The sequence below is a fragment of the Microcystis sp. M53603_WE2 genome, from assembly GCF_030065435.1.
The window spans coordinates 1-21,411 of record NZ_JASJFF010000099.1 but is presented as its reverse complement, the minus strand read 5'-3'; the positions used below and the strand labels follow the sequence as shown (position 1 = coordinate 21,411).

Annotated in this window: 17 protein-coding genes; 11 read left to right on the top strand and 6 right to left on the bottom strand. The window is 40.3% G+C overall.

Going from position 1 to position 21,411, the window contains the following annotated elements; translation table 11 throughout:
* Window positions 1-64: 64 nt before the first annotated feature.
* Window positions 65-637, top strand: coding sequence for a ribonuclease HII (locus PX481_RS02370; protein ID WP_002761517.1), 573 nt, complete (start codon window positions 65-67; stop codon window positions 635-637).
* A gap of 127 nt (window positions 638-764) precedes the next feature.
* Here the strand turns inward: PX481_RS02370 and PX481_RS02365 are convergent, their stop codons facing one another.
* Window positions 765-1,244: a hypothetical protein gene (locus PX481_RS02365; RefSeq protein ID WP_002761515.1), complete on the bottom strand. Its 480-nt coding sequence runs from the start codon at window positions 1,242-1,244 to the stop codon at window positions 765-767.
* A gap of 348 nt (window positions 1,245-1,592) precedes the next feature.
* Between PX481_RS02365 and PX481_RS02360 the strand changes: the two genes are divergently transcribed.
* From PX481_RS02360 to PX481_RS02325, 8 genes are all read left to right on the top strand, one after another.
* On the top strand, window positions 1,593-2,306 hold the full coding sequence (locus PX481_RS02360) for a sulfotransferase family 2 domain-containing protein (RefSeq protein WP_002761513.1): 714 nt from the start codon (window positions 1,593-1,595) through the stop codon (window positions 2,304-2,306).
* Window positions 2,307-2,408: 102 nt separating this feature from the next.
* Window positions 2,409-4,175 carry a thiamine pyrophosphate-binding protein gene (locus PX481_RS02355; RefSeq protein WP_002761512.1) on the top strand — a complete coding sequence of 589 codons (1,767 nt, stop codon included), beginning with the start codon at window positions 2,409-2,411 and terminating at the stop codon, window positions 4,173-4,175.
* A gap of 11 nt (window positions 4,176-4,186) precedes the next feature.
* Window positions 4,187-5,074 carry a sulfotransferase domain-containing protein gene (locus PX481_RS02350; protein WP_002761511.1) on the top strand — a complete coding sequence of 296 codons (888 nt, stop codon included), beginning with the start codon at window positions 4,187-4,189 and terminating at the stop codon, window positions 5,072-5,074.
* A 100-nt stretch (window positions 5,075-5,174) separates the two neighbouring features.
* Window positions 5,175-5,987: a hypothetical protein gene (locus PX481_RS02345; protein WP_288024646.1), complete on the top strand. Its 813-nt coding sequence runs from the start codon at window positions 5,175-5,177 to the stop codon at window positions 5,985-5,987.
* A gap of 60 nt (window positions 5,988-6,047) precedes the next feature.
* The gene (locus PX481_RS02340) at window positions 6,048-6,869 is read left to right on the top strand and encodes a hypothetical protein (RefSeq protein ID WP_288024644.1); all 822 of its coding nucleotides are present in this window, start codon (window positions 6,048-6,050) and stop codon (window positions 6,867-6,869) included.
* 77 nt (window positions 6,870-6,946) lie between these two features.
* Window positions 6,947-7,750, top strand: a complete 804-nt coding sequence (locus PX481_RS02335; protein ID WP_288093489.1) for a hypothetical protein — start codon at window positions 6,947-6,949, stop codon at window positions 7,748-7,750.
* Between the two features lie 58 nt (window positions 7,751-7,808).
* Window positions 7,809-8,636 (top strand): hypothetical protein, encoded by an 828-nt coding sequence (locus PX481_RS02330; RefSeq protein ID WP_002761507.1) that lies wholly within the window; start codon window positions 7,809-7,811, stop codon window positions 8,634-8,636.
* Window positions 8,629-9,843 carry an SDR family oxidoreductase gene (locus tag PX481_RS02325; protein WP_288093488.1) on the top strand — a complete coding sequence of 405 codons (1,215 nt, stop codon included), beginning with the start codon at window positions 8,629-8,631 and terminating at the stop codon, window positions 9,841-9,843. Before PX481_RS02330 ends, PX481_RS02325 begins: the two co-directional genes overlap by 8 nt.
* A gap of 19 nt (window positions 9,844-9,862) precedes the next feature.
* Here the strand turns inward: PX481_RS02325 and PX481_RS02320 are convergent, their stop codons facing one another.
* From PX481_RS02320 to PX481_RS02300, 5 genes are all read right to left on the bottom strand, one after another.
* Window positions 9,863-13,138 (bottom strand): non-ribosomal peptide synthetase, encoded by a 3,276-nt coding sequence (locus PX481_RS02320; protein ID WP_288024632.1) that lies wholly within the window; start codon window positions 13,136-13,138, stop codon window positions 9,863-9,865.
* Window positions 13,139-13,279: 141 nt separating this feature from the next.
* Window positions 13,280-14,554 carry a sulfotransferase family protein gene (locus tag PX481_RS02315; protein ID WP_223213044.1) on the bottom strand — a complete coding sequence of 425 codons (1,275 nt, stop codon included), beginning with the start codon at window positions 14,552-14,554 and terminating at the stop codon, window positions 13,280-13,282.
* A gap of 182 nt (window positions 14,555-14,736) precedes the next feature.
* On the bottom strand, window positions 14,737-16,050 hold the full coding sequence (locus PX481_RS02310; RefSeq protein WP_002761498.1) for a coproporphyrinogen-III oxidase family protein: 1,314 nt from the start codon (window positions 16,048-16,050) through the stop codon (window positions 14,737-14,739).
* Window positions 16,051-16,095: 45 nt separating this feature from the next.
* Window positions 16,096-16,377: an acyl carrier protein gene (locus PX481_RS02305; protein WP_002761496.1), complete on the bottom strand. Its 282-nt coding sequence runs from the start codon at window positions 16,375-16,377 to the stop codon at window positions 16,096-16,098.
* A 3-nt stretch (window positions 16,378-16,380) separates the two neighbouring features.
* Window positions 16,381-17,799, bottom strand: a complete 1,419-nt coding sequence (locus PX481_RS02300) for an AMP-binding protein (protein WP_002761495.1) — start codon at window positions 17,797-17,799, stop codon at window positions 16,381-16,383.
* A 378-nt stretch (window positions 17,800-18,177) separates the two neighbouring features.
* Here PX481_RS02300 and PX481_RS02295 point away from each other — a divergent pair, with 378 nt between their 5' ends.
* Entirely contained in the window at window positions 18,178-18,765 is a 588-nt protein-coding gene (locus PX481_RS02295; protein ID WP_002761493.1) for a hypothetical protein, read from the top strand.
* Window positions 18,766-18,880: 115 nt separating this feature from the next.
* Window positions 18,881-21,343, top strand: a complete 2,463-nt coding sequence (locus PX481_RS02290) for a sulfatase-like hydrolase/transferase (protein ID WP_002761492.1) — start codon at window positions 18,881-18,883, stop codon at window positions 21,341-21,343.
* The last annotated feature ends 68 nt before the right edge of the window (window positions 21,344-21,411 follow it).

Sequence of the window (21,411 nt, the reverse complement as noted above, 5' to 3'; positions counted from 1 at the left end):
TAGAGGCTGAAACCGCGGTGCTGCGTCGTCGTCGTCGTCGTTCCTCCGCCACTGTCGATGAGTCATGAGCGCAGAACCCTTAATTGCCGGTGTCGATGAGGTGGGGCGCGGGGCTTTATTTGGCCCCGTGGTGGCGGCGGTAGTGGTCACTGTCCCCTCTGGTTTTGCACGGCTGTGGGAGTTGGGGGTGAAGGATAGTAAGCAACTTAGCCCCCAAAAACGGCAAAAGTTGAGCCGGCAAATACAACGGGATTTTGTTTGTCGCATCGGTTATGCTACGGTGAAAGAGATCGATCGCTTGAATATTTTTCATGCTTCCCTACTGGCAATGAGCAGAGCGATCGGGAAATTACCCCTTTCCCCCAATCTTTGCTTGATCGATGGCAAGCACATTATTAAAGATTTGTCAATCCCCCAAAAGGCGGTAATTCAGGGAGATCAACAATCCCCGGTAATTGCGGCAGCTAGTATCGTGGCCAAAGTCTGGCGCGATGACTTAATTACTCGTTGGCACAGACGCTATCCCGATTATGGACTCTCTCGTCACAAGGGTTATGGCACGGCTCAACACCTAGAAGCGATTGGCAACTATGGACTTACTTCTCAGCACCGGCGCTCTTTTAGTCCCTGTCAATGATAAGGCGTTGCTGAATCAAGGTATGAATGCCGACTGTGCAGGTTCCCGTGCAAAAGTTAGTTTGCATCTAGGTTTTAAAAATCCCAGAAAAGAAGATTCATATCTCAAATCAGCAACCCCGTCAAAACTACTCTTCAACAATTTCGACTTTTTTGGTAGCAAGGGGTTCTTGGGTGACAATTTCTACTTCAATAGCCTTTTTCAGGTTAAGTTTTAGAACTGGAGAAATTGGCAAACCTTTCACCTCATTGATGAGATATTCTTGAGTTTCTGTTTCACGACGTTGGAGATATACCGCTTTCAGCACTGCCTCAATGCCATAACCCGTAACCATGTCACCAATAATAGTAGAGATACCTAAGACCCCAAGTCCGCCAATTACCCCCAGCGGACCGCCTAACCCCAAAAGTGCGTAAATCATGGGATAGGTAGTGCTACTGGATGCGGCAACAGCAATAATGAAAATAATGCCGGGGAGTCCAAGAGAGGCAAGTTTTTGAAGGACTTCATCCAGAGAAATTCCCCAAGACACAAGTTTTTTGTTGATTTCTGCGGGATTAATGCCGAGAAAATCCTGGGGAATGACGGGTGCGGTAGTTTCCGTCATTGATGAGACTCCTAAAATCACTAAGTTGGATTGGTTGCTAGGGATTTCAGTCATATAAAGTCCATGGTCAGGCAAAGGCGTACAATAGCGGTCGTCTGGGTATTCAGATGCCTGGCAGCATTCTACATCAGTCTTACTGTTCACACAACTTGTAGAAAATCCTCAGTTCTTAAGGAAATAGACATTTCTGTGCATTTTCGGGTTAACCCCTAGAGCATCTCCCAGAGGGCAGCCAGAATGGACAAGCTGACAGTTTAGATACTGTCTCTTTTGTCAAGTTTAATTTATACTAAAATTGATACGCTTACCAATCTCGGGCAGAGCTATTGTTATCACACAGCAAGATTAATGTTAATATCCTACAGTCATCAGTTCATTTTTTTTCATGTCACAAAAGCTGCGGGGACAAGCGTTAAAGCAGTCTTAGAACCTTATGCACAACAACCTGAAAAATTCAAAATTAATCGCCCTCCCAGAATGTTAGGAGAGCAAATCAATCCCCTATATGAAATGTGGGAATCCTCTCTTTGGCACGCTAAAGCCAGAGATATGCAAAAAGAACTGTCAGAGGAAGTATATAATAATTTTTATAAATTTTCTTTTGTCAGAAATCCTTGGGATTGGCAGGTATCCTATTATCATTTTATTCTTAAGGAGAAAGATCATGTCAGACATGAATTGGTTAAATCTCTGGGCAGTTTTGAAGAATACTTGGAATGGGTTATTAGTACCAAAAATCCCTTTCCCAAAGGAGCACCTAAACTACAAAAAGACCTTATTACTGACTTAGAAGGCAAAATAATAGTTGACTTTGTTGGTAGATATGAAACTTTAGAAGCTGATTTTGATCTGGTCTGTCAAAGGCTAAATATTAAAGCTTCTCTGCCCTGTTTAAACAAGTCAAAACATCGTGATTATCGAGAATATTACAACAACAGAACCAGAAAATTAGTAGAAAAACACTTTCAGGATGACATCGCCCTATTTGGCTACACATTTGATAGTTATCAATCTCAAATTGCATCGGAAAAATTTTTCCTCACAGCTGCCGGGGGTTATTGAGAGTTTACAAAAATTTAGCTAAACCAATTTTCTGCCCAGGGGTTTAAAAGCAGCGTCTATGTGAGATATTCTAACAATAGTCCATTGACAAGACAAAATCTAATGATTTCACAAGCCTCTTCTCCCATTACTTTGACAGAGCCAGAACAAATCCAGCCAAGAAATATGAGTGACCTAATTGTCGATTATTTAGAGCAATTAGGGGTAGAGTACGTTTTCGGCATCCCGGGAGGACATAACAGTGCCTTCTACGAAGCCTTAGCACGCAGCGAAAGACGCGGGGGGGTTCGTGCCGTTTTGACTTGTCACGAAACCGGTGCCGCTTTTATGGCTGATGGTTATGCTCGTGAAACCGGAAAAATCGGGGTTTGCTGCGGCACAACTGGACCCGGTAGCACCAATTTCATTACAGGATTAGCCTCAGCTTATGCTGAAGGGATACCTCTACTTGTTATCACCGCACAAACTGCCCTACCTCATTTTAGCTGGAGTGCCTTTCAAGAATCATCGCCCGATACCATTGATACAGTGGCCATGTTTAAGCACTGTACCCGTTATAACACCCTCGTCACTCACCCCAATCAATTAGAAAGAAAATTAGCAGCGGCATTAACAACAGTTTTACATTCACCTTTTGGACCGGCTCATCTTAGTATTCCTGTGAATATTTTCCGGGTTGAGTCTCCCTCATCCCTTGCTTATCCCCAGGTAGCGACTCAAGCTGCTGCATTAGTTGATTTAAAAGCCTTAGATGAGCTTGATAGTACCATAAACAATATCTTAGATCAAGGTCAAACCATCGCCATCTGGGTTGGTCAAGATTGTAGGAAAGCCACCCCAGAAATTATGGCATTAGCCGAATTAATTAACGCTTCTATTGTCACAACTCAAGGCGGTAAAACCTGTGTTAATCCTTATCATCCTTTAGTAAAAGGTGTCTTTGGTTTCGCCGGACATCAAACGGCCCGCCAAGCTTTAACCGATGATTCTGTTGCTTTAATTTTAGCGGCTGGGATGAACTTAGGCCAATGGGAAACCTCGGCTTGGGATCAGAAATTGTTAACTAAAAAAATAGTTCATATTCATCACGCAAGGGACTATTTTAAAAGTTCTCCGATGGCCAGTTTACACATTCAAGGTACAATCAAAACTACCTTGGCAGAATTACTAAAAAGATTGCAGAAAACTCGGCAAAGGGGACAATTAAAACCGGAGTTATCAGCGAGCTTATCCCCTGAATTTTACCAGCCTTATCAACCCGCTCACATTACCGTTAAAGAACCGGATAGCTATCGACTTTCAGAGGATAATTCCCCTGTTAAACCCCAGCAATTAATCGGTGAACTCCTACAACATTTTCCCCCAGAAACTCGCTATTTAGTCGATGTGGGTAATTGGTTAGCTTGGACAATTCACTATTTCTTCCCACCCCGTCCGGAAAATTTCCGTTTAGCTGTGGCAACTGCCCCCATGGGTTGGGGAATTGGCAGTGCGATTGGAACAGCTATGGGGGCAAAAAATACCCCAGTGGTTTGTCTGACAGGTGACGGATGTTTCCTAATGCACGGCAACGAACTTGCTGTTGCTGTTGCTGAAAAATTACCGATTATTTTTATCATTCTTAATGATCAATCTTTTGGTATGGTTAAACACCGACATCTGCAAACGGGAGTAGAACCCCTAGAGTTTGCTTTACCATCAGTAGATTTTAGTCAAATTGCTCGGGGAATGGGAGCGAATGGTTATATTATTCGTAATAGTCAAGACTTGCAGGAATTAGATTATGAGGCAATTTATCGGGATGGCAAACCTACCGTCTTAGATGTGCGAATTGATTCGGAATATGTTCCCCCCATAGGAATGTTTTAAAGCCACGAACAATGATCAATACCTTTAACTCAAAAGCGATGTCCTATACCGAGTTAGCAGCCAAGCGATTACTAATTAATTCTTTGCCTAAAAGTGGCACTCATTTGTTGGCTAAGTCCGTTGAAATTCTGGGCTATAAAGAACATTTTGAGGATCGAGAAGTTCAAGAAGTGCCTCTATTTTTTAACTATCGAGAAGTTAAAAAAAGAATCGAGCATCAAACTCAATTTAGCCAACAACAGATTAGCATAGGGGCCTTAACCCCCTACTATGTAGATTTGGCGATTGTTCGACATTGGTTAACTCTGATTGCCGAAAAGCAATACATTTTAGGTCATATTCCTTGGACACCTCTGTTAACCCCAATTCTTCAGGACTTAAATTATCAGCATATCTTCATTATTCGTGATCCTCGTGCTGTTATAGCTTCCTCAATTCCCTTTGTTTTAGATACGGGAAAAATGCCAGCAAGACACTTTTTAGAAGAGGATTTTAAGTCCATGTCTCCTAGCCAAAGATTAGATTTTATTTTAGTGGGAGGCTATGGGGCAAAAGCGGGAGTAGAAATCAGAAATTTTGCCGAAGTTTTCCGTTCTATGTTAGCTTGGTCTCAAGAGCAAAATTGTTTATTTATCCGTTTTGAGGATCTGGTGGGAGAACAGGGAGGTGGCAAGTCGGAAAAACAAAGGGAGACGATGGAAAAAATTTGCCACCATTTGGATATTCCTTTTAATGAAACTATTGCTTCTCAGTTGGGGGAAATTTATAACCCTTCTGCTAGAACATTTAGAATGGGGAAAATAGACGGATGGAAAGACTCAATAGAGCCGGCAGATATCGAAAAATTAAACACCTATTGTCAACCATTATGTCAAGAGGCGGGTTATGAAATGTCTTGAGTTATACCTAGGATTAGTCTGATAAATTCCCAGTTTATTGATGATTATTTTCCTCGATATGGTATGATCCTTCCACGACTTAAAATAAGGAAACACAAAAATGGACTTACAAGCAAATCTTGAGAGATTTAAAAGCAAACACCCCATCAGTCGCAATCATTATATTTCCTATCATAGTATATACAAAGCTACTCCCAGTCTCAAATTCATATTCAAGCATTATTGCCCGATTTATCATATTTCACTAGATGAGTTTTTTGAATATTATCCCCTTTTAGCATTTATTGAATACCTTGTCTATGAAACTGATGCAGAAATGGAAAGCAATCAAAAGGATAGCAGCTCATCAAGTCAGTGTTCTTTGTGGGATTCTAAAAAAATCATCATTCGATATCTTTTAAAAGAATTTGATTTAGAAGATCCTACAATCTTAAAGCACATAGAGAATTTGGGTCAGTATTTTGAATTAGAAAGTCAGCTAGTCACCTCTGAAAAAATCACATTAGAAGATGTAATTCGTGCCTCTGAATTGCGGTCTTCTGACGAGTTAATTCTCCACTGTACCTTGATTGCTATGTCAGGTAAACCTTATAGAGATGAAATTTTTGAGATTATGTCACCCATACATATTCTGCTAGAATTTCATGATGATTTTCTTTCCTATCAAGAGGATAGGGCAGCCGGTAATTATAATACCTACTGGATGTTTCAGAAATTGTATGGAGAGGAAGCACACCATTATTTAAAAGCAGAAATAGACCGTTACAGTAAGCTATTTGAGGAAACCCTTAAACGATTATCTGAACAAGACCAGGAATTTTATTCAGCAAAATGGTCTCGTTTATGGCAAAATGTATTTCCCTATTTCTCTAGTGCTGAACTTCTTCGTCAGACTGTTTTAGAAGGGGTTTAAACCTGTTATTTGACCGCGGAAACTTATTTGCTTAAAAATTCAAAACAAGGAGAAAACCAAATGACCCCATTGATATCCATTGAGCGGCTTAAAAGCAAACAAACTATTAGTCGAATCCCTTACATTTCCTATCATAGTCTATTCAAAGCTATTTCTGTAATCCACGTTTCTTTAAGGCTATATTGTCCGATTTATAATATTTCTGATGATGAGTTTTTGGAACTTTCTCCACTCTTAGCACTTATTGAATCTTCTGTCTATGAAACTGATATAGAAACAGAAAACAATCAAAAGAATAGCAATCTATCACCTCACCTTGCTCCCTGGGACAATAGAAAGATAATTATTCAATCTTTTTTAAAAGAATTTAATTTAGAACACCATACAATTTTAGAACAAATAGATAACTTAGGTGAATATTTTGAATTAGAAAGTCAGCTAGTAGCTTCTGAAAAAATAACATTAGAGGATGTAATCCGTGCTTCCAAATTGCGTTCATCTGATTTGAGGATTATCCACACTATTCTAGTTCAGATGTCAGGTAAATCCTACAGAGCGGAAATTTTTGAAATTCTCTCACCGACAGAAATCTTGAGTGAATTTCAGGATGATTTTTGTTCCTATAAAAGGGATGTGGCAGCAGGTAATTACAATACTTACTGGATGTTTCAGAAATTGTATGGAGAAGAAGCACACCATTATTTAAAAGCAGAAATAGACCGTTATAAAAATCTATTTGAAGAGAAACTCAAGCTATTTCCTGAAGAAGAACAAGAAAGATATACAAAAAAATGGTCTCGTTTCTGGAAAAGATATTCTTATCTCTCTAGTGCTGAACTTATTCGTCAAGTAGCTCTGGAAGGGGTCGAAAATAATGAATAATTAGCCATCCCATAGCCTGCTATTATTAAAATCTGCATCACTATTCATTGGAAAATTCAAAATTAGGAGCATCAAAAATGAATCTACAGGACTTAGAGATTTTGTATGAGAGTCTTAAAAGCAAACAACCAAGCAGTCAAACCCGTTACATCTCTTATCATAGTCTATACAAAACTGCTTTTATGTTTAAATCTATTTTTAAGCAATATAATATGATTGATGACGTTTCTCTTGATGAGTTTCTTTTATGTTATCCAGTTTTAGCATTGATTGAATCTTTAATCCATGAAGTCAATATTGATCTAGGAAGCAATCAACAGAATAACTTATCATGGGATGCTAGAAAGAAAATCATTCAATCTTTTTTAAAGGAATTTAACTTAGAACATCCTACTATCCTAAATGCCATGGAGAGCCTGGGAGAATTTTTTCAACTCGGGAGTCAGTTAGTGACTTATGAAACAATAACTAATCAAGATGTGATTCGTGCTTCTGAATTGCAGTCTTCCGAGATCAATATGCTTTACTTTACTTTAATTTCAATACTAGGTAAACCTTACAAAACTGAAGTTTTTGAGCTTATGTCACCCATAAACACTTTGCTAGAATTTCATGATGATTTTCGTTCCTATCAAGAGGATAGGGCAGCAGGTAATTATAATACCTACTGGATGTTTCAGAAATTGTATGGAGAGGAAGCACACCATTATTTAAAAGTAGAAATAGACCGTTACAGTAATCTATTTGAGGAAACCCTGAAAGGATTATCTGAACAAGAACAAGAAGTTTATTCAGCAAAATGGTCTCGTTTATGGCAAGATGTATTTACCTATTTCTCTAGTGCTGAACTTCTTCGTCAGACTGTTTTAGAAGGGGTTTAAACCTGTTATTTGACCGCGGAAACTTATTTGTTTAAAAATTCAAAAAGGAGAAACTAAAATGAACCCGCAAATGTCCCCTGGTATGATTGAAAGAAAAAAAACCGTTAGTCAAATCCCTTATATTTCCTATTATAGTATCTATAAAGCTACTTCAGTTTTAAAGCCGTTTTTCAAAATATATTGTCCAATTTATAATATTTCTGATGATCAATTTTTTGAATTTTATCCCCTCTTAGCATTTATTGAATATCTGATCTACGAAACCGATGTAGAACTAGAAGAGAGTAATCAAAAAGATGGCTCACTATTAACTCAAGTTTCTCCCTGGGATGCCAGAAAAAAAATTATTGAATCTCTGTTGCATGAACTTGGTGTAGAAGGCTCCGCAATTTTAGCACAAGCAGACAACTTAGGTAAATATATTGAATTAGAAGGTCAGCTAATTGCTTCTGAAAAAATAACTTATGAGGACTTACTTCTTGCTTCTGAACTAAGGTCTTCTGATTTGAGGATTCTACATTCTGCTTTAGTTCAGATTTCAGGTAAACCCTACAGAAGTGAAATTTTTGATCTGATGTCACCTCTAGAAGTTTTACTAGAATTTAATGATGATCTTCGTTCCTACAAAAAGGATATCGCAGCAGGTAGTTACAATACCTACTGGATGTTTCAAAAATTGTATGGAGAGAAAGCGCATCATTATTTAAAAGCAGAAATAGACCGTTATAAAAATCTATTTGAGGAGAAACTTAAGCGATTTCCTCAAGAAGAACAAGCGATGTATTTAGTAACATGGTCTCGTTTTTGGCAAAGATTTCCCTATCTCTCCGATGCCGAACTTATTCATCAGGTTGCTCTAGAAGGGATTAAAAAAACACATGACTAAACCTGTGACTCAACAGTTAGACCTGAAAGCGGAAGTAAATTTGGATTCCTCGATTCAATTTGAGCAATCGCTTTCCAAGAATGTACTAGAGCCAAAAGCTATCTTATTGACAGGAGCAACTGGTTTTCTTGGTGCTTATTTACTCGAAGAACTTCTCCAGAAAACCAGCGCAGATATTTATTGTTTAGTTCGCTGTTCTAATATAGAAGAGGGTAAAAATCGTCTTCAAAAAAACTTAGAGTTTTATTCTCTTTGGCAAGATGGTTTTAATTCTCGTCTTATTCCTATTGTTGGAGATTTAGGGAAACCTTTATTCGGTCTTTCTCAACTAGCATTTAATGAATTAGCGGCAATAATTGATATTATTTATCACAATGGAGCTTGGGTTAACTCTGCTCGTCCCTATTCTACTTTAAAACCGGTAAATGTCTTGGGGACGCAGGAAGTGCTAAGGTTAGCTAGTAGGGAGCAAACTAAACCCGTTCATTTTGTTTCGACTCTTGGGGTTTTTCTCGGTGATAATCAGGAGGAAATTGCAAAAATTACTGAAATGGATAGCCCTAATTTTGTTAATCTTCAAGGAGGTTATCGCCAAAGTAAATGGGTGGCAGAACAATTAGTGATGGTCGCACAAAAAAGAGGATTACCTGCTTGTATTTATCGTCCTTCAAGAATTATCGGGAATAGTAAAACGGGGATTAACGGTAATTTCCAAGATTTCCTGTGTATTTTGCTAAAGGGTTGTATTCAATTAAAAAAATTCCCCGCTTTAAACACACAAATAGATATCGTTCCCGTTGATTATGTCAGTCAGGCAATTGTCGGTTTATCCCAGCAAAAAAACCATGCTGGTCAAGTATTTCATTTAATTAATTCTCAGCTAATTTCCTGGGAAACTTTCTTTAATTCTCTTCAACTTTTAGGCTATTCCTTAGAAAAAGTTGATTATGATAATTTTTATGCCGAATTAAAATATCAATTGTCCCAGTCTCCCAAGAACACACTATATTCATCTTTATTACTGCTTTTGAAACTGTCAAAACTATTTTCCCCTGATAAGCTAGAATTTGACGCAACTCGAACATTGATAGAATTAACAGAGCTATCTATCTCCTGTCCCGTTATTGATGAAAAATTGCTCAGTTTATATTTTTCTTACTTTCAGAAAGTTGGCTATTTTCCCCCTGTTCTAGACCATAATTTATAGGAAAAATCTTCAATTCTTGCTATATACTTTTAAGATTTTGGAAGATGGTAATTGGCTGATGAGGATTCGTAACAATTTCCGACCATATCTGCATGAAATCTCGGTTAATTTGAGTCATTGAATCAAGCTCAAAATAATCTTTTTTATATTGCCACCAACCCTTAAGAGAGGGTTTTGGGGAAGTTTTATTTTCCCAGAGTATTAACTCTAAGTCGGGCCTAACTTCAAACTCTTCCATTTCCCAAGATGTCACCTCTAACCCAGGTAGTTTCAATTCTTCTTCGGGGGACTCTGACAAAACCGTAATAACTGCTTTAAAACTAGAATTATCAAGGCGATATTCTGGTTTAATGACTTTGGCTAAATGCTCAAAGGGAATATCTTGATACTCTAAGGCTTCTAATACTACCCTTCGCACTTGCGTTAGTAACTCTCTAACAGTAGGATTACCACTTAAACTAACTCGGAGCAACATTATATTACTAATTAAACCGATTAGAGGCTTCAGGTGTGGATGATTACGAGCGTCACGGGGAGCGCGGATGATAATATCTTCACAGCCACTATAGCTATAGAGTAAAACAGCAAAGGCTGTTAGTGCAGTCATAAATAAAGTGATTCTTTGCTCTTGACAGAGGATGTTTAATTTCTCTGTGAAATCCCCAGGAATTTCAAAATCAAAATTAGTCCCTAGACTTGAAACCGATGAATCGGATAATTTATCGCCAGATTTAGACGGCGAAATCAGGTGTGGGGGAATTTTTAAGGTTGGTGACTCTCCCGCTTCTAAAATACGTTTATAGTGGTTAATTTTCGGCTCAATTAGTTGAGAACTAAAGGATTTTAGTTGCCATTGAACATAATCAACATACTGGATAGGTAAGGGAGGTAAAGGGGAGGAATCACCTAAGACAAAAGCCTGATAAAGTAGCTCCAATTCTTTAAAAAAGAGCGTCAAGGATGAATTGTCTATAATAATATCGTGGATGTGAGTGAGGAGAATGTGCTCCTTCTCATCCAAACGAATTAATATCAGTCTGATTAAGGGGCCATTAATCAAGTCGAAGGGTTGATTAATAATCTCTTGTAATAATCTTGCTAATTCCTCACTTTTCTGGTTCTCTGGCCAGGGTTGTAAATCAATTATGGGTAGGTTTTTTTCGGTGTAGGGGTTAATTAACTGAACGGGGGAACCGTTGACTTCTCGAAAGGTGACACGCAATATTTGATGGCGATAGATAATCTCATTCAAGCTGGCTGTTAAAACTGCTAAATTGAGGTTTCCTTTAAGGTAGTGTCGTCTAAAATTACCTGAAAAATGGATGACTGTGTTGGATTTTTCATAGGACCATCTTTTCTGTTGAGTCAAAGATAAGGGAAAATAAGGACAGCCAGATAAGGAATCAATTTCTGGGGAAGAATCGGCAATAAAATTCTCGTCGATTAAGGGATTAATTACCTCATTAAATTTTATCTTCTCAATTTTTTCGATTAGTTCTGGATGATTTTTCCGTAAATATTCGGCAAATTCAGCCACCGTTGCGGCATCAAGAATAGTTTCTACAGCAAACTTTTTTTCAAAATGAGACTCTAGCCTCTTACAGAGGGCAATAACTTTGAGGGAATGTCCCCCCAATTCAAAAAAGTTCTCATCAATTCCTACTTTTTCTAATTCCAAAACCTCTGCCCAAATTGCGGTTAATAGTTCTTCCTCTGGGTTTCGTGGCGGTGTAACCAGACGAGAAGTGTCATAATTTAGAGGCAATTTAGCTAAAGCTACACGGTCAACTTTATCATTGGGGGTCAAAGGCATCTTTTCTAAAATTACTAATGCCTGGGGAATCATATAATGGGGTAACTTTTCTTTGAGATAGTCGCGCCATTGAGTGAGAACTTGCTCGACTTTAACGGTGGGATTAATAACAGCATAAGCGATTAATTGAGGATCATTTAACTGCTCTTGACGGACAATGACTACCGCTTGGTGAATGGCGGTATTTTCGTTTAAGATGCCTTCAATTTCCCCTAATTCAATTCTTAAACCGCGAATTTTAACTTGAAAGTCTATGCGCCCTAACCATTCAATATTACCATCGGGAAGATAACGGGCTAAATCGCCGGTTTTGTATAACCTCGCCGATGGATTATTATCAAAAGGATGGGGAATAAATTTTGCCGCAGTTAATTCGGGACGATTGAGATATCCCCTAGCTAAACCTACTCCCCCAATATGTAATTCTCCCGCAACCCCCACAGCAACTTTTTTGAGAGACTCATCAAGGATATAAGCTTGAGTATTGGCAAGAGGACGACCGATAGTTAAGGGACTATCAGGGCTACATTCTGCTATGGTGGCATCAACGGTGGCCTCGGTGGGGCCATAGGCATTAAAAAAGCGTCTTCCCACTGACCACTGGGCCATCAAGGCAGGGGGACAAGCTTCTCCGCCGACAATTAATACCTGTAGGTGTTTTAAGGGTGCTTGAGGGAGGACGGCTAATACTGATGGGGGAATTTGTGCATGGGTAATAGCTTTTTTTTGCAGAAAATTAAGCAAGTTATCCCCCGGAAGTAAGGAGTTAGAATTTCCTAGACAAAGTTGCGACCCCGAACAAATAGCGGTGAAGATTTCCGAAACGGAAGCATCAAAATTTAAGGAAGCAAATTGCAGAACACGACTTGAGGGATTTAAGTTAAATAGTTTAATTTCTGTTTGAACTAAATTAACTACTCCTTTATGAGTAATTAAAACCCCCTTGGGTAGGCCAGTGGAGCCAGAAGTATAGAGAATGTAGGCTAAGTTGTCGGAGTTTACAGTAGTTTTAGGGTTTTCTTGACTTTGTTGAACTAGGGACTGATCTTTATTTAAAAAAATTACTTTTATCTGCTCAAGGGGGAGTTTTATAAGGGGTTTTTCCTGTGTCAATAAGATAGATATACCGGCATCTTCTAGGATGAATTTTAGCCGTTCTTGGGGGTAAGCAGGATCAAGGGGTACATAACACCCTCCCGCTTTGAGAACACCTAAAACCCCGATGATCATTTCTAGGGAACGCTCAACACAGATTCCTATTAATTGTTCTGGTTTTACTCCTAATTCAATTAAATAATGGGCGATTTGGTTGGCCCGGTCATTTAACTGCCTATAGGTTAAGGAGGAATCTTCAAAACTTACCGCAATCTGATTAGGGGTCTTCTCCACCTGGGTTTCAAATAATTGATGAATTGTGGTGGAATAAGAATAATTTTCTGCCCTAAAATTCTTCTCAATTGGCTGTAATTGTACTTCAATCATGATTTAAGTAGCTGGTTATAATTAAATTAAAAATGGATTTTAGGTTCGATCCCCCCTTAGTCCCCCCTTAATAAGGGGGGTGCCAATCCCCCCTTAGTCCCCCCTTAATAAGGGGGGCATCTGAAAGTTTTCAATACCTACCTACTTAAGATAGTGCAAACAATCAATTATGTTTTCTAAGTCTGGTAACACTGTGGCCAATTCCCGTTCATGTTTGCGCCATTTTTCTTGTCTAGGAGCAGATAGGGTTCTTTGAGCGATGGGTAAGGGTTGAGAGAGAATTTGCTCGATTTGTTTGTCTTGATGCAGTTGGGCAAATTGGGCAATATGATTAATGGTTTGCCCGGGATGTTCAATTAAATCCCGATAATTGACCGAACACCAACAGGAAGGGTTGAGGGACTGAAGGTCTTCTATTAGGTAGGAATTAGCCATTTTCCACTGATAGGCGGCAATTTCTACCAGAGAAGATTCCTGGAGAGATGACCAACCGGGTACGAGCAGAAAACTCCACTGACTATGCTCCCAACCGGGTAAGGGTTGATAGCTAATAAAACGATGCGATCGCCATCCTTCTAACAAACTACTAATATTTTCCCTAGCATCTCGATAAAGATAGATAAAGAGAGCATCAGGAAATACGGCCTTTAAGAAAGGAACTCTTAGAGCATTTTTCGGCGTTTTTTCTAAAAAACGAATTTTGTTAGGACTCTCATTTTCAGCAATGTTTAAATATTTTACCCCCTCCCGATTTTGTAATTGTTGGGTAAAACCTTTTCTTAGAGTTGCGCTAATTTCTGGGGTAGCATCGCCTTCATCCAAGCAGTTAGAGCTAAAATTGCGTGTGGCTGGATGTAAAGCGGGTATTCCTTCGATAATTTCGTGACTTTCATCTCCAATTGTCCATAAATCGGGGAATTTAGCCAGGGTTTCAAACAATAAACTACTTCCTGCTCTGGGTGCAGAAACAATAAAAATCGGCTTTTCAAACTCTGGAATTAAGAGGTTTTTATCTTCTACTTCTAGCTGAGATTGGTGCTTTTTTTTGGCAATTAACAAACGTTTTCTCTGATGCAGAGAAAGCATCTCACCCTCCTTTCCCCTCAGGGGTGGGGAAGGCGATAGGGTTGAAAGCATGGAAGTAATAGGATTAATTATCTCTTGGATTGCCACCGATGAAGATAGCCATTTTTGTAATAATGGTGCTATTTTTCGGCTAAATTCCCCGATTAAATCTCGATAGGCTAATTCTCCTCGATAGTTTTGTCCAAATTTGGTAAAAACCGCTTGCCATTGGCTTTGAAATTCTGCCAGTTTTTCGGTCAGTTGCTCTAGTTGTCCCTGGGGAAGGGAGCAATTTTCAAGAAGACCATAAATAGCGGCTACTTGCTCTTCAATTTCCGCAGCAGTAAGCACGGGTAAATCATTAAGTGGGACCTGAGCTAAACTGTTTGTTCTGCACATCTCATCTGGGTCATTTTCAACAATGAACAATTATTAGTTAGCGATTATCCAGTTTCTAGATTTTAACTGAGTAAGGGGTTCTGCCCCCCCTGATTAAGGGGGGAAACTGACAATTTTTAACACCCACCTACTTACTAACTTTTGAGTTTTTTGAGAGATGCTGCTAAAGTTTCGCCCACATAGTCCCCATAAAGAATCCCCTTAGCGGTTAATTCAATTTCTTGGGTAGATACGGTGACAAAACCATCTCTTTCAAGTGCGGACAAAGTTTCCCCGCAAAGGGATTGTAATTTAAACCCATGTCTTTGCTGAAATGCAATTAAATCAAAACGTAATGTCTTGATTCCTAGTAAAACTTCCCGCACCATCCGGTCCAAGCTAGTCAGCTTATACCCGCGAGATAAGGGTAGTTCTCCTTGGACCAGAAGGGTCGCATATTTTTCCATATCGCTAGTATTTTGTAACAGAGAATCCCCTAAACAGCCGAAAGCAGAGACTCCCAGTCCATAAAACTCCATTCCGTGCCAAATATTAAAAATGTATTCACTGCGATATTGTTTGGTACTTGTGGCCAAATCGCTGTCATTTTTAACATAGGTAAAATGACTCCAAGGATTATAGTTTGCTTGGGCAAAGCGCTCCATGGCCAACTGCATAAACTGCATTTCTAGCTCTGCTGATGGCAATTCTATAATTTCTTGGCGAACCCCTTGATCAAATACTTGGGTATTGGCAAAAGCTTCCATTTTATAAACGGTGATGCTTTCTACTCCGGTTTTTAGAGCGCATTCTAAACTTTCTTGCCAAGTTTCTAGGGTTTCTCCGGCTAGTCCACTCAACAGGTCAATATTAATTGACCATTGCCCCTCGCCAGCTTTTTGAGCTACATCTATCGCTCGATAAGCTTGTTTTTCGTCATGACCTCTGCCACTTAGTTTGATGATTTGATCATTAAAAGATTGAACACCTAAACTCAGGCGATTTACTCCTAATTCTTTGAGTAACCTCATTTTTGATGGGGAAACACTCAAGGGTTCTGCTTCTACGGAAAACTGTTTCTTTTCTTCAAAGTAGGAGAAATTTTCCCGTAAATTCTCGACAACTTGGACTAACTGGTTTCCAGTTAAGGTGGTGGGAGTTCCTCCGCCAAAATAAACCGCCTGAATCCGTCTATTTTTCAAATTGAATCTTTCGGAAACGAGTTTAATTTCTTGGCAAAGCGTATCTACATAGGCCTGTACTTGGCTCTCTTTTAGGTCAACGGTTTTGTAATAACAAAAAGCACAGCGTTGAGTACAAAAGGGGATATGAACATAGAGACAGATTGGCTGTTCTTCTAGTTTTTCGGCGATTACCCCTGCTTTCCACTGGCGAAAGGGGGGATAGTTAGGATTTAAGGGTAAACGTTGCGGCGTTTGGGTTTTCGGAAGTTCAACGGTTAAAGTCATGGTTTTTGACCAGGGTATTTTTATTTAGATTGCGTTAACTCTAGATCAAGCTATGACTGTTAATTGTTCACTTGCCGGCATTTTCTGGGCAATACAACTAGCTAAAACGTTAAGATTGCTAAAGGATTCTAGATTTAAATCCGATTCCGCAAACTCAACCTCGAAATGCTGTTCTGTCAAAGCAATTAATTCAACTACTGCGATGGAATCCAATCCTAACCCGTCTTCAAATAGGGAGGCAGTTTCGTCAATTTCCTCGATTTTGAGATTGACATCCAGTTGTTCGGCAATAATTGTCTTGAGTTGATTTAAAATATTTGTCGCCATTTTCTAAGCTTTGGGTAAAAAACTGACTAATTGCTGATGGTCGATCTTCCCGTTGGGTAACATCGGTAAGGTTTTCAAAGTGACAATGCGGTCTGGAATCGCTCTTTTCGGTAGTATATCAAAGCACAATTCTCTGATTTCATTCTCAGACAGATGAGTCCCTTTTGTCAAGACACAAAAAGCGACTATACCTTTGCCTCTTTGACTCTCTCCATGGCATTGGACTGCAACCGCTTCAATTGCATCTAGGGTTTCCATATTTTTCTCAATGTCAGAAAACAAGACCAATAGACCATCCCGGTTAATACTGCGATCACATCTTCCCCAAACTTCCAGATGACCGTCTAAATGTAGCTTACCTAAATCTTTAGTAGGGAACCAATCATCGGAATTTGTTGACATCAGCGGCACTCCTGCCGGATCAACATAACCATCAAAACCTGATGGATGCTGACAGCAAATTTCCCCAACTTCTGACATTTGCGAGTTTAAAGATTTATTAAGTTGCAATCGGACACCTGGCATAGGTAAACCGACCGTTTGACAACGGAGGGATAATTCTTCTTGGGGACTACCTGCGGCAATTACCCCCATTTCTGTACTGCCATATAACTTAACTAGGGGGCCGAAATTCTCTTCATATTTGATAAAAGTGTTTTCTTTGATCAGATCTCCCGCCACCACCGTTAATTTATACTCTCTGGCTGATTTTCTGCCTTTAACTAAGGTTTCACAAAAGCTAGGAGTCATAAAAGCAATATTAGGATTAAAGTCTTTTTCTCTCTGAAGATAGCGTAAAAGGTTAGCACCTTTCTGTAAATCAATAGAGGCCCCCACAGCCACACTAGGGAGAAAAGCAGCCCCTAAACCATAGAGATGATAAATCGGGACTGGAATCGCCACTCTCGCCTCTGAATTTAATCTCAATCTTTCCACACAGTTAAGCACATTTTCTAGCAATTTAGTCTGAGAATGAACCACTATTTTGGGGGTTCCTGTACTCCCAGAAGTCTTCATATATAGCCTTTTACCCTTGTCATCGATAGTTTTATATTGATGATTTTCGGTAATTTTTAGCCAATTGTTAATCCGATCCAAACTGTCAGTTTTTTCCAGTTTAGGAGTGAGGCAATAGCGACAAAACTCAGGAATAATAGAGGGCGAATTTGACTGAGGATGCAAAAAGAAACTATAGCCCTTTTCTAACAAAAATAACAGAGTTAAAGCACTGGCAAGAGAATTTTCACATTCCAGGGCCAAGCAGTCTGAATGATCGATTTTTTCTTGCATGAAGAAGCTTGACAAATTGTCAAATATTTCTTCAACATTTTGCCAAGAATAGGTTAAACATCCATCGGTAAGCACGTTGGACTGATACGAGTCTAGAGAGGGAATGCGGGCTATAAATAAGCTGTTTAACATTTACATTGGTATGGAAGGTTACATGGAGGTGAGGTAGTGGCGGGAGAAATCACTAATCTTCTCGACTTTGTACGATAACTTTTGCTTATGGAATCGTGAAATGCTTATCAGACAAGACTTTTAGGGCTACTTTGACGGAAGACCCTATCAGTATAGACCTCGTTTCCATAGGGAAGCGAGAACAGCCAAATCAGGGTAAACCCATCTCAAAAGCTATTGAGAATTGGCTAATTTTGTCGGCCGTTGGTCTGCTGTCTAGGCATTTCAAATGCTACCAGTCAATCAGAATATTTACGAATTGTCAAGGATTTTTAAAATAGGTTTATCCCTCGGTCAAAGTGTGTTAGACTCCGGGAGATTAGTTTTTAGGAGTTTCTCATGGACGAAGTTAACGAACAGGCTGGCGCTGATGAATCTTCATCCCAGAATGTTAACGAACAGGCTGCCGCTGATGAATCTTCATCCCAGAATGTCAACGAACAAGCTGCCGCTTCAGAATTTTCTTGGGAGGAAATCAGCAAAAAACTAAAGGCTGCCCCGGGTGAAATCAGCAAAAAACTGGCATCCTGGGGGGTTTCTTTGGACGAAGTAGCCAAGAGAATTGGTTCTTTGGGACTCCCCGGCACAATTCTCGTGGTCACGGTATCCACCTCGGGAGCTACCACTTATCCCGTTGCCTTCGCGCTGGCAGCTTTAGGGGGTCCCCTTGGCGTTTTCGGTGGTTTGGGACTGCTTAGTCTGACCACTGTGGTGGGGGATGTCTTGACAAACTATGGAATTGAAGCGGTTCTTGGTGCTATCTATAAAGACCGTCGTAAACAGGAAGCTCAGGAAGACTTAATCAAAGAAGTTGAAGGTTTACCGATTACCCAAGCACTGAAACTGAAGCTCAAACAGCAAATAGAGTCGGCGGAGGTTGTGTCTGAGGATATTGGTTCCCCTCAAAAAATTGAAATTGTAGAATAATGACTTCAAGTCATGCCTTGTTTTTTACTCTGATTTCGTCTTCGTCTTTGATGACATCAACTAAGTTGGTTGCCTTGAATTGAATTAACCCCTAAGTAAAGAAAGGATCAGTTTTATGTCTGCTCAACAAAATGTTTTGTCCAATGTTTTGTCCTTTGATGGGCAAAGAAATTATGTGGAAGTTCCTTACAATGCTCAACTGAACCCGGAACAGTTTACCGTGTCCTGTTGGGCTAAAGTAACGGGAAAACAGGGTCAATGGCGATCGCCGATCACTGGCAGAACCGACAGCCCGCAGGGGGGATACATCCTTTATGCTGGGGAAAACAATAAATGGCAGTTTTGGACAGGCAATGGCGGTAATTGGGTGACCGTAACCGGTCCCGATGTTGTGCTGGGAACCTGGACGCATTTAGCCGCCACCTACGATGGCAACAACATGAGACTCTATGTCAATGGGCAACTGGCCGGCGGCCCCGTGGCTACCAAAATCATCCCGAATAAGAAATCTCCCTTACGGATTGGAGCAGGAGCGACAGAAAGAAACCCAGACTATTTATTTGCCGGCCAAATCGGGGAAGTGCAGGTTTGGAACCAAGCACGGTCCGCGGAAGACATTAAAAAATCAATGAATTATCGGCTGCTAGGCAATGAACCAGGCCTGGTGGGCTATTGGCCCCTTAATGAAGGTTCAGGTAATATCGTCACTGACAAAACCGGTAAGGGCAGTAATGGCACAATTAACGGGGCAACATGGCAGCAAGAACAACTCCCCTTAACTGCCAAAGCCTCTAAACCCAATATTGTCGTTTTCCTCACTGACCAAGACAGTGCCGCCGTTGCTGAACGCTGGCCGCAAAGCTTTGAAGATGAGCATCTACCGGCCCTGAAACGACTGAAAAAGAACGGGCTGACCTTCAACAAAATGTTCACGGTAACGGTGGCCTGCTCTCCCAGTCGGGCTACTCTGCTCACCAGTACCTATCCCAACCAACACGGTGTCATCAACACCATTGCCGAGCCTTTTTCCGATATTATCAACCGCTATGAGGATAGCTACGGACAATCCCTAGAACAAAAGCTTCTTAGTCCCACTCAGGTGAACCTAGCTCGGGTTCTGAAAGCGGCCGGTTATAAGGTCTATTGGAAGGGCAAATGGCACTTGAGCGTTCCCAAGAGTGACACCGATAAGTGGTCAAGCGAAGACATCGAATACATGAAACAGTCCTACGGTTTCGATGGCTGGACTCCGATTGATGCGGGAGTTGCCCGCAGTGATTTAACCAAGTTTGGCAAAGGAATTTTTTACAATGATGAACGCTATCTACGGGGTGTAGAAGGGGTCAAAAAAGTCATTGAGCAAGATGCCAAGGAAGGACGCGGAGCTTTTAGTGGACTTTCCCCGAAGGAAAAGGAAGCGAAAAAGCAAGAGATCTTGGCTGGAATTGACGAGGCCATTCCCCCGGAAGAACAAGGGATTCTCGAATTTATTCAAAATTACAAATCCGAGGACGGTCCTTTTTGCTTGGTGGTGTCTTTGGTCAATCCCCATGATATTCATGTGGCTCCTACCTTTGAGAAAGATGCCGGCTATTCCCTAGAGGACTTTAAAGATTTTAATCTTCCCATTCCCGAAACTGTCTTCGAGGATCTATCCTTTAAGCCAACCGTCCAGGAGATTTTTAAACAAGGCTGTCAAGTCAAGGAAGAGCAACGCTGGAAACGGCTAAAACGGAGCGGCGAAAAGGTGTGGTATGAAGATTTACCAGAACTAAAAGATGGTAAATTCGCTACCAATAGTCAGCAAGTTCAGCAGATGTTTGTTAACTTCTACGGCTATCTGAAAAAACTGGCAGATAACCAAATCAATGAAGTGCTGAATGCCCTTGAAGCTAAGGGATTAATTGACGATACCTTAATCGTGCGGACTTCCGACCATGGGGAAATGTGCCTGGCCCACGACCGTCAGCGAGAAAAGCCTTTCAATGCCTACGAGGAAGTGCTTCGGGTTCCTCTGATTATTTCTAACCCGAATCTGTTCCCCAACGCCGTTAGTACCGATTCCTTTGCCACGACCTTGGATATAGTGCCAACTCTGGCTAAATTTGCTGGGGTGTATGATCTGTTCCAGTTTGCCTTTCAGGGTTGTGACCTAACGCCTTTATTCACCAATCCCAATCAGGAAGTCCGCGATGCCATTCATTTTACTTTTGATGATGGTACGCTGCCTCCCCGGTTTTTCAAAACCATTCCCCGACGTATCCGTACTATCCGCACCAAAGAGTGGAAATATTCTGTGTACTTTAACGACGAGGGGACTAATTACCAGTACGAAATGTACAACCTAGTCAATGACCCTCTGGAAAAAACCAATGTTGCGGGTAAACCAGAATATTTAGAAAAATTCCTGGAACTACACGCGCAATTGATCGAGCAGATGGTTAAGTTAAAAACTGTTCCGGGTCGTTTTTCTATCTATACAGAAGAGATGAAGCAACAGAATTTTGGCTCTTCGGTTTGTGTTATGCAATGGACGGGGGTTATAAGGGATGGAACCCTTATAGAGAAAGGCATTTAGCGATTTTTGTCAATTGTTTTTTATCTAGAGCGAACTAATCAATTAAGTCTCTTGCCAGATAAGGATTT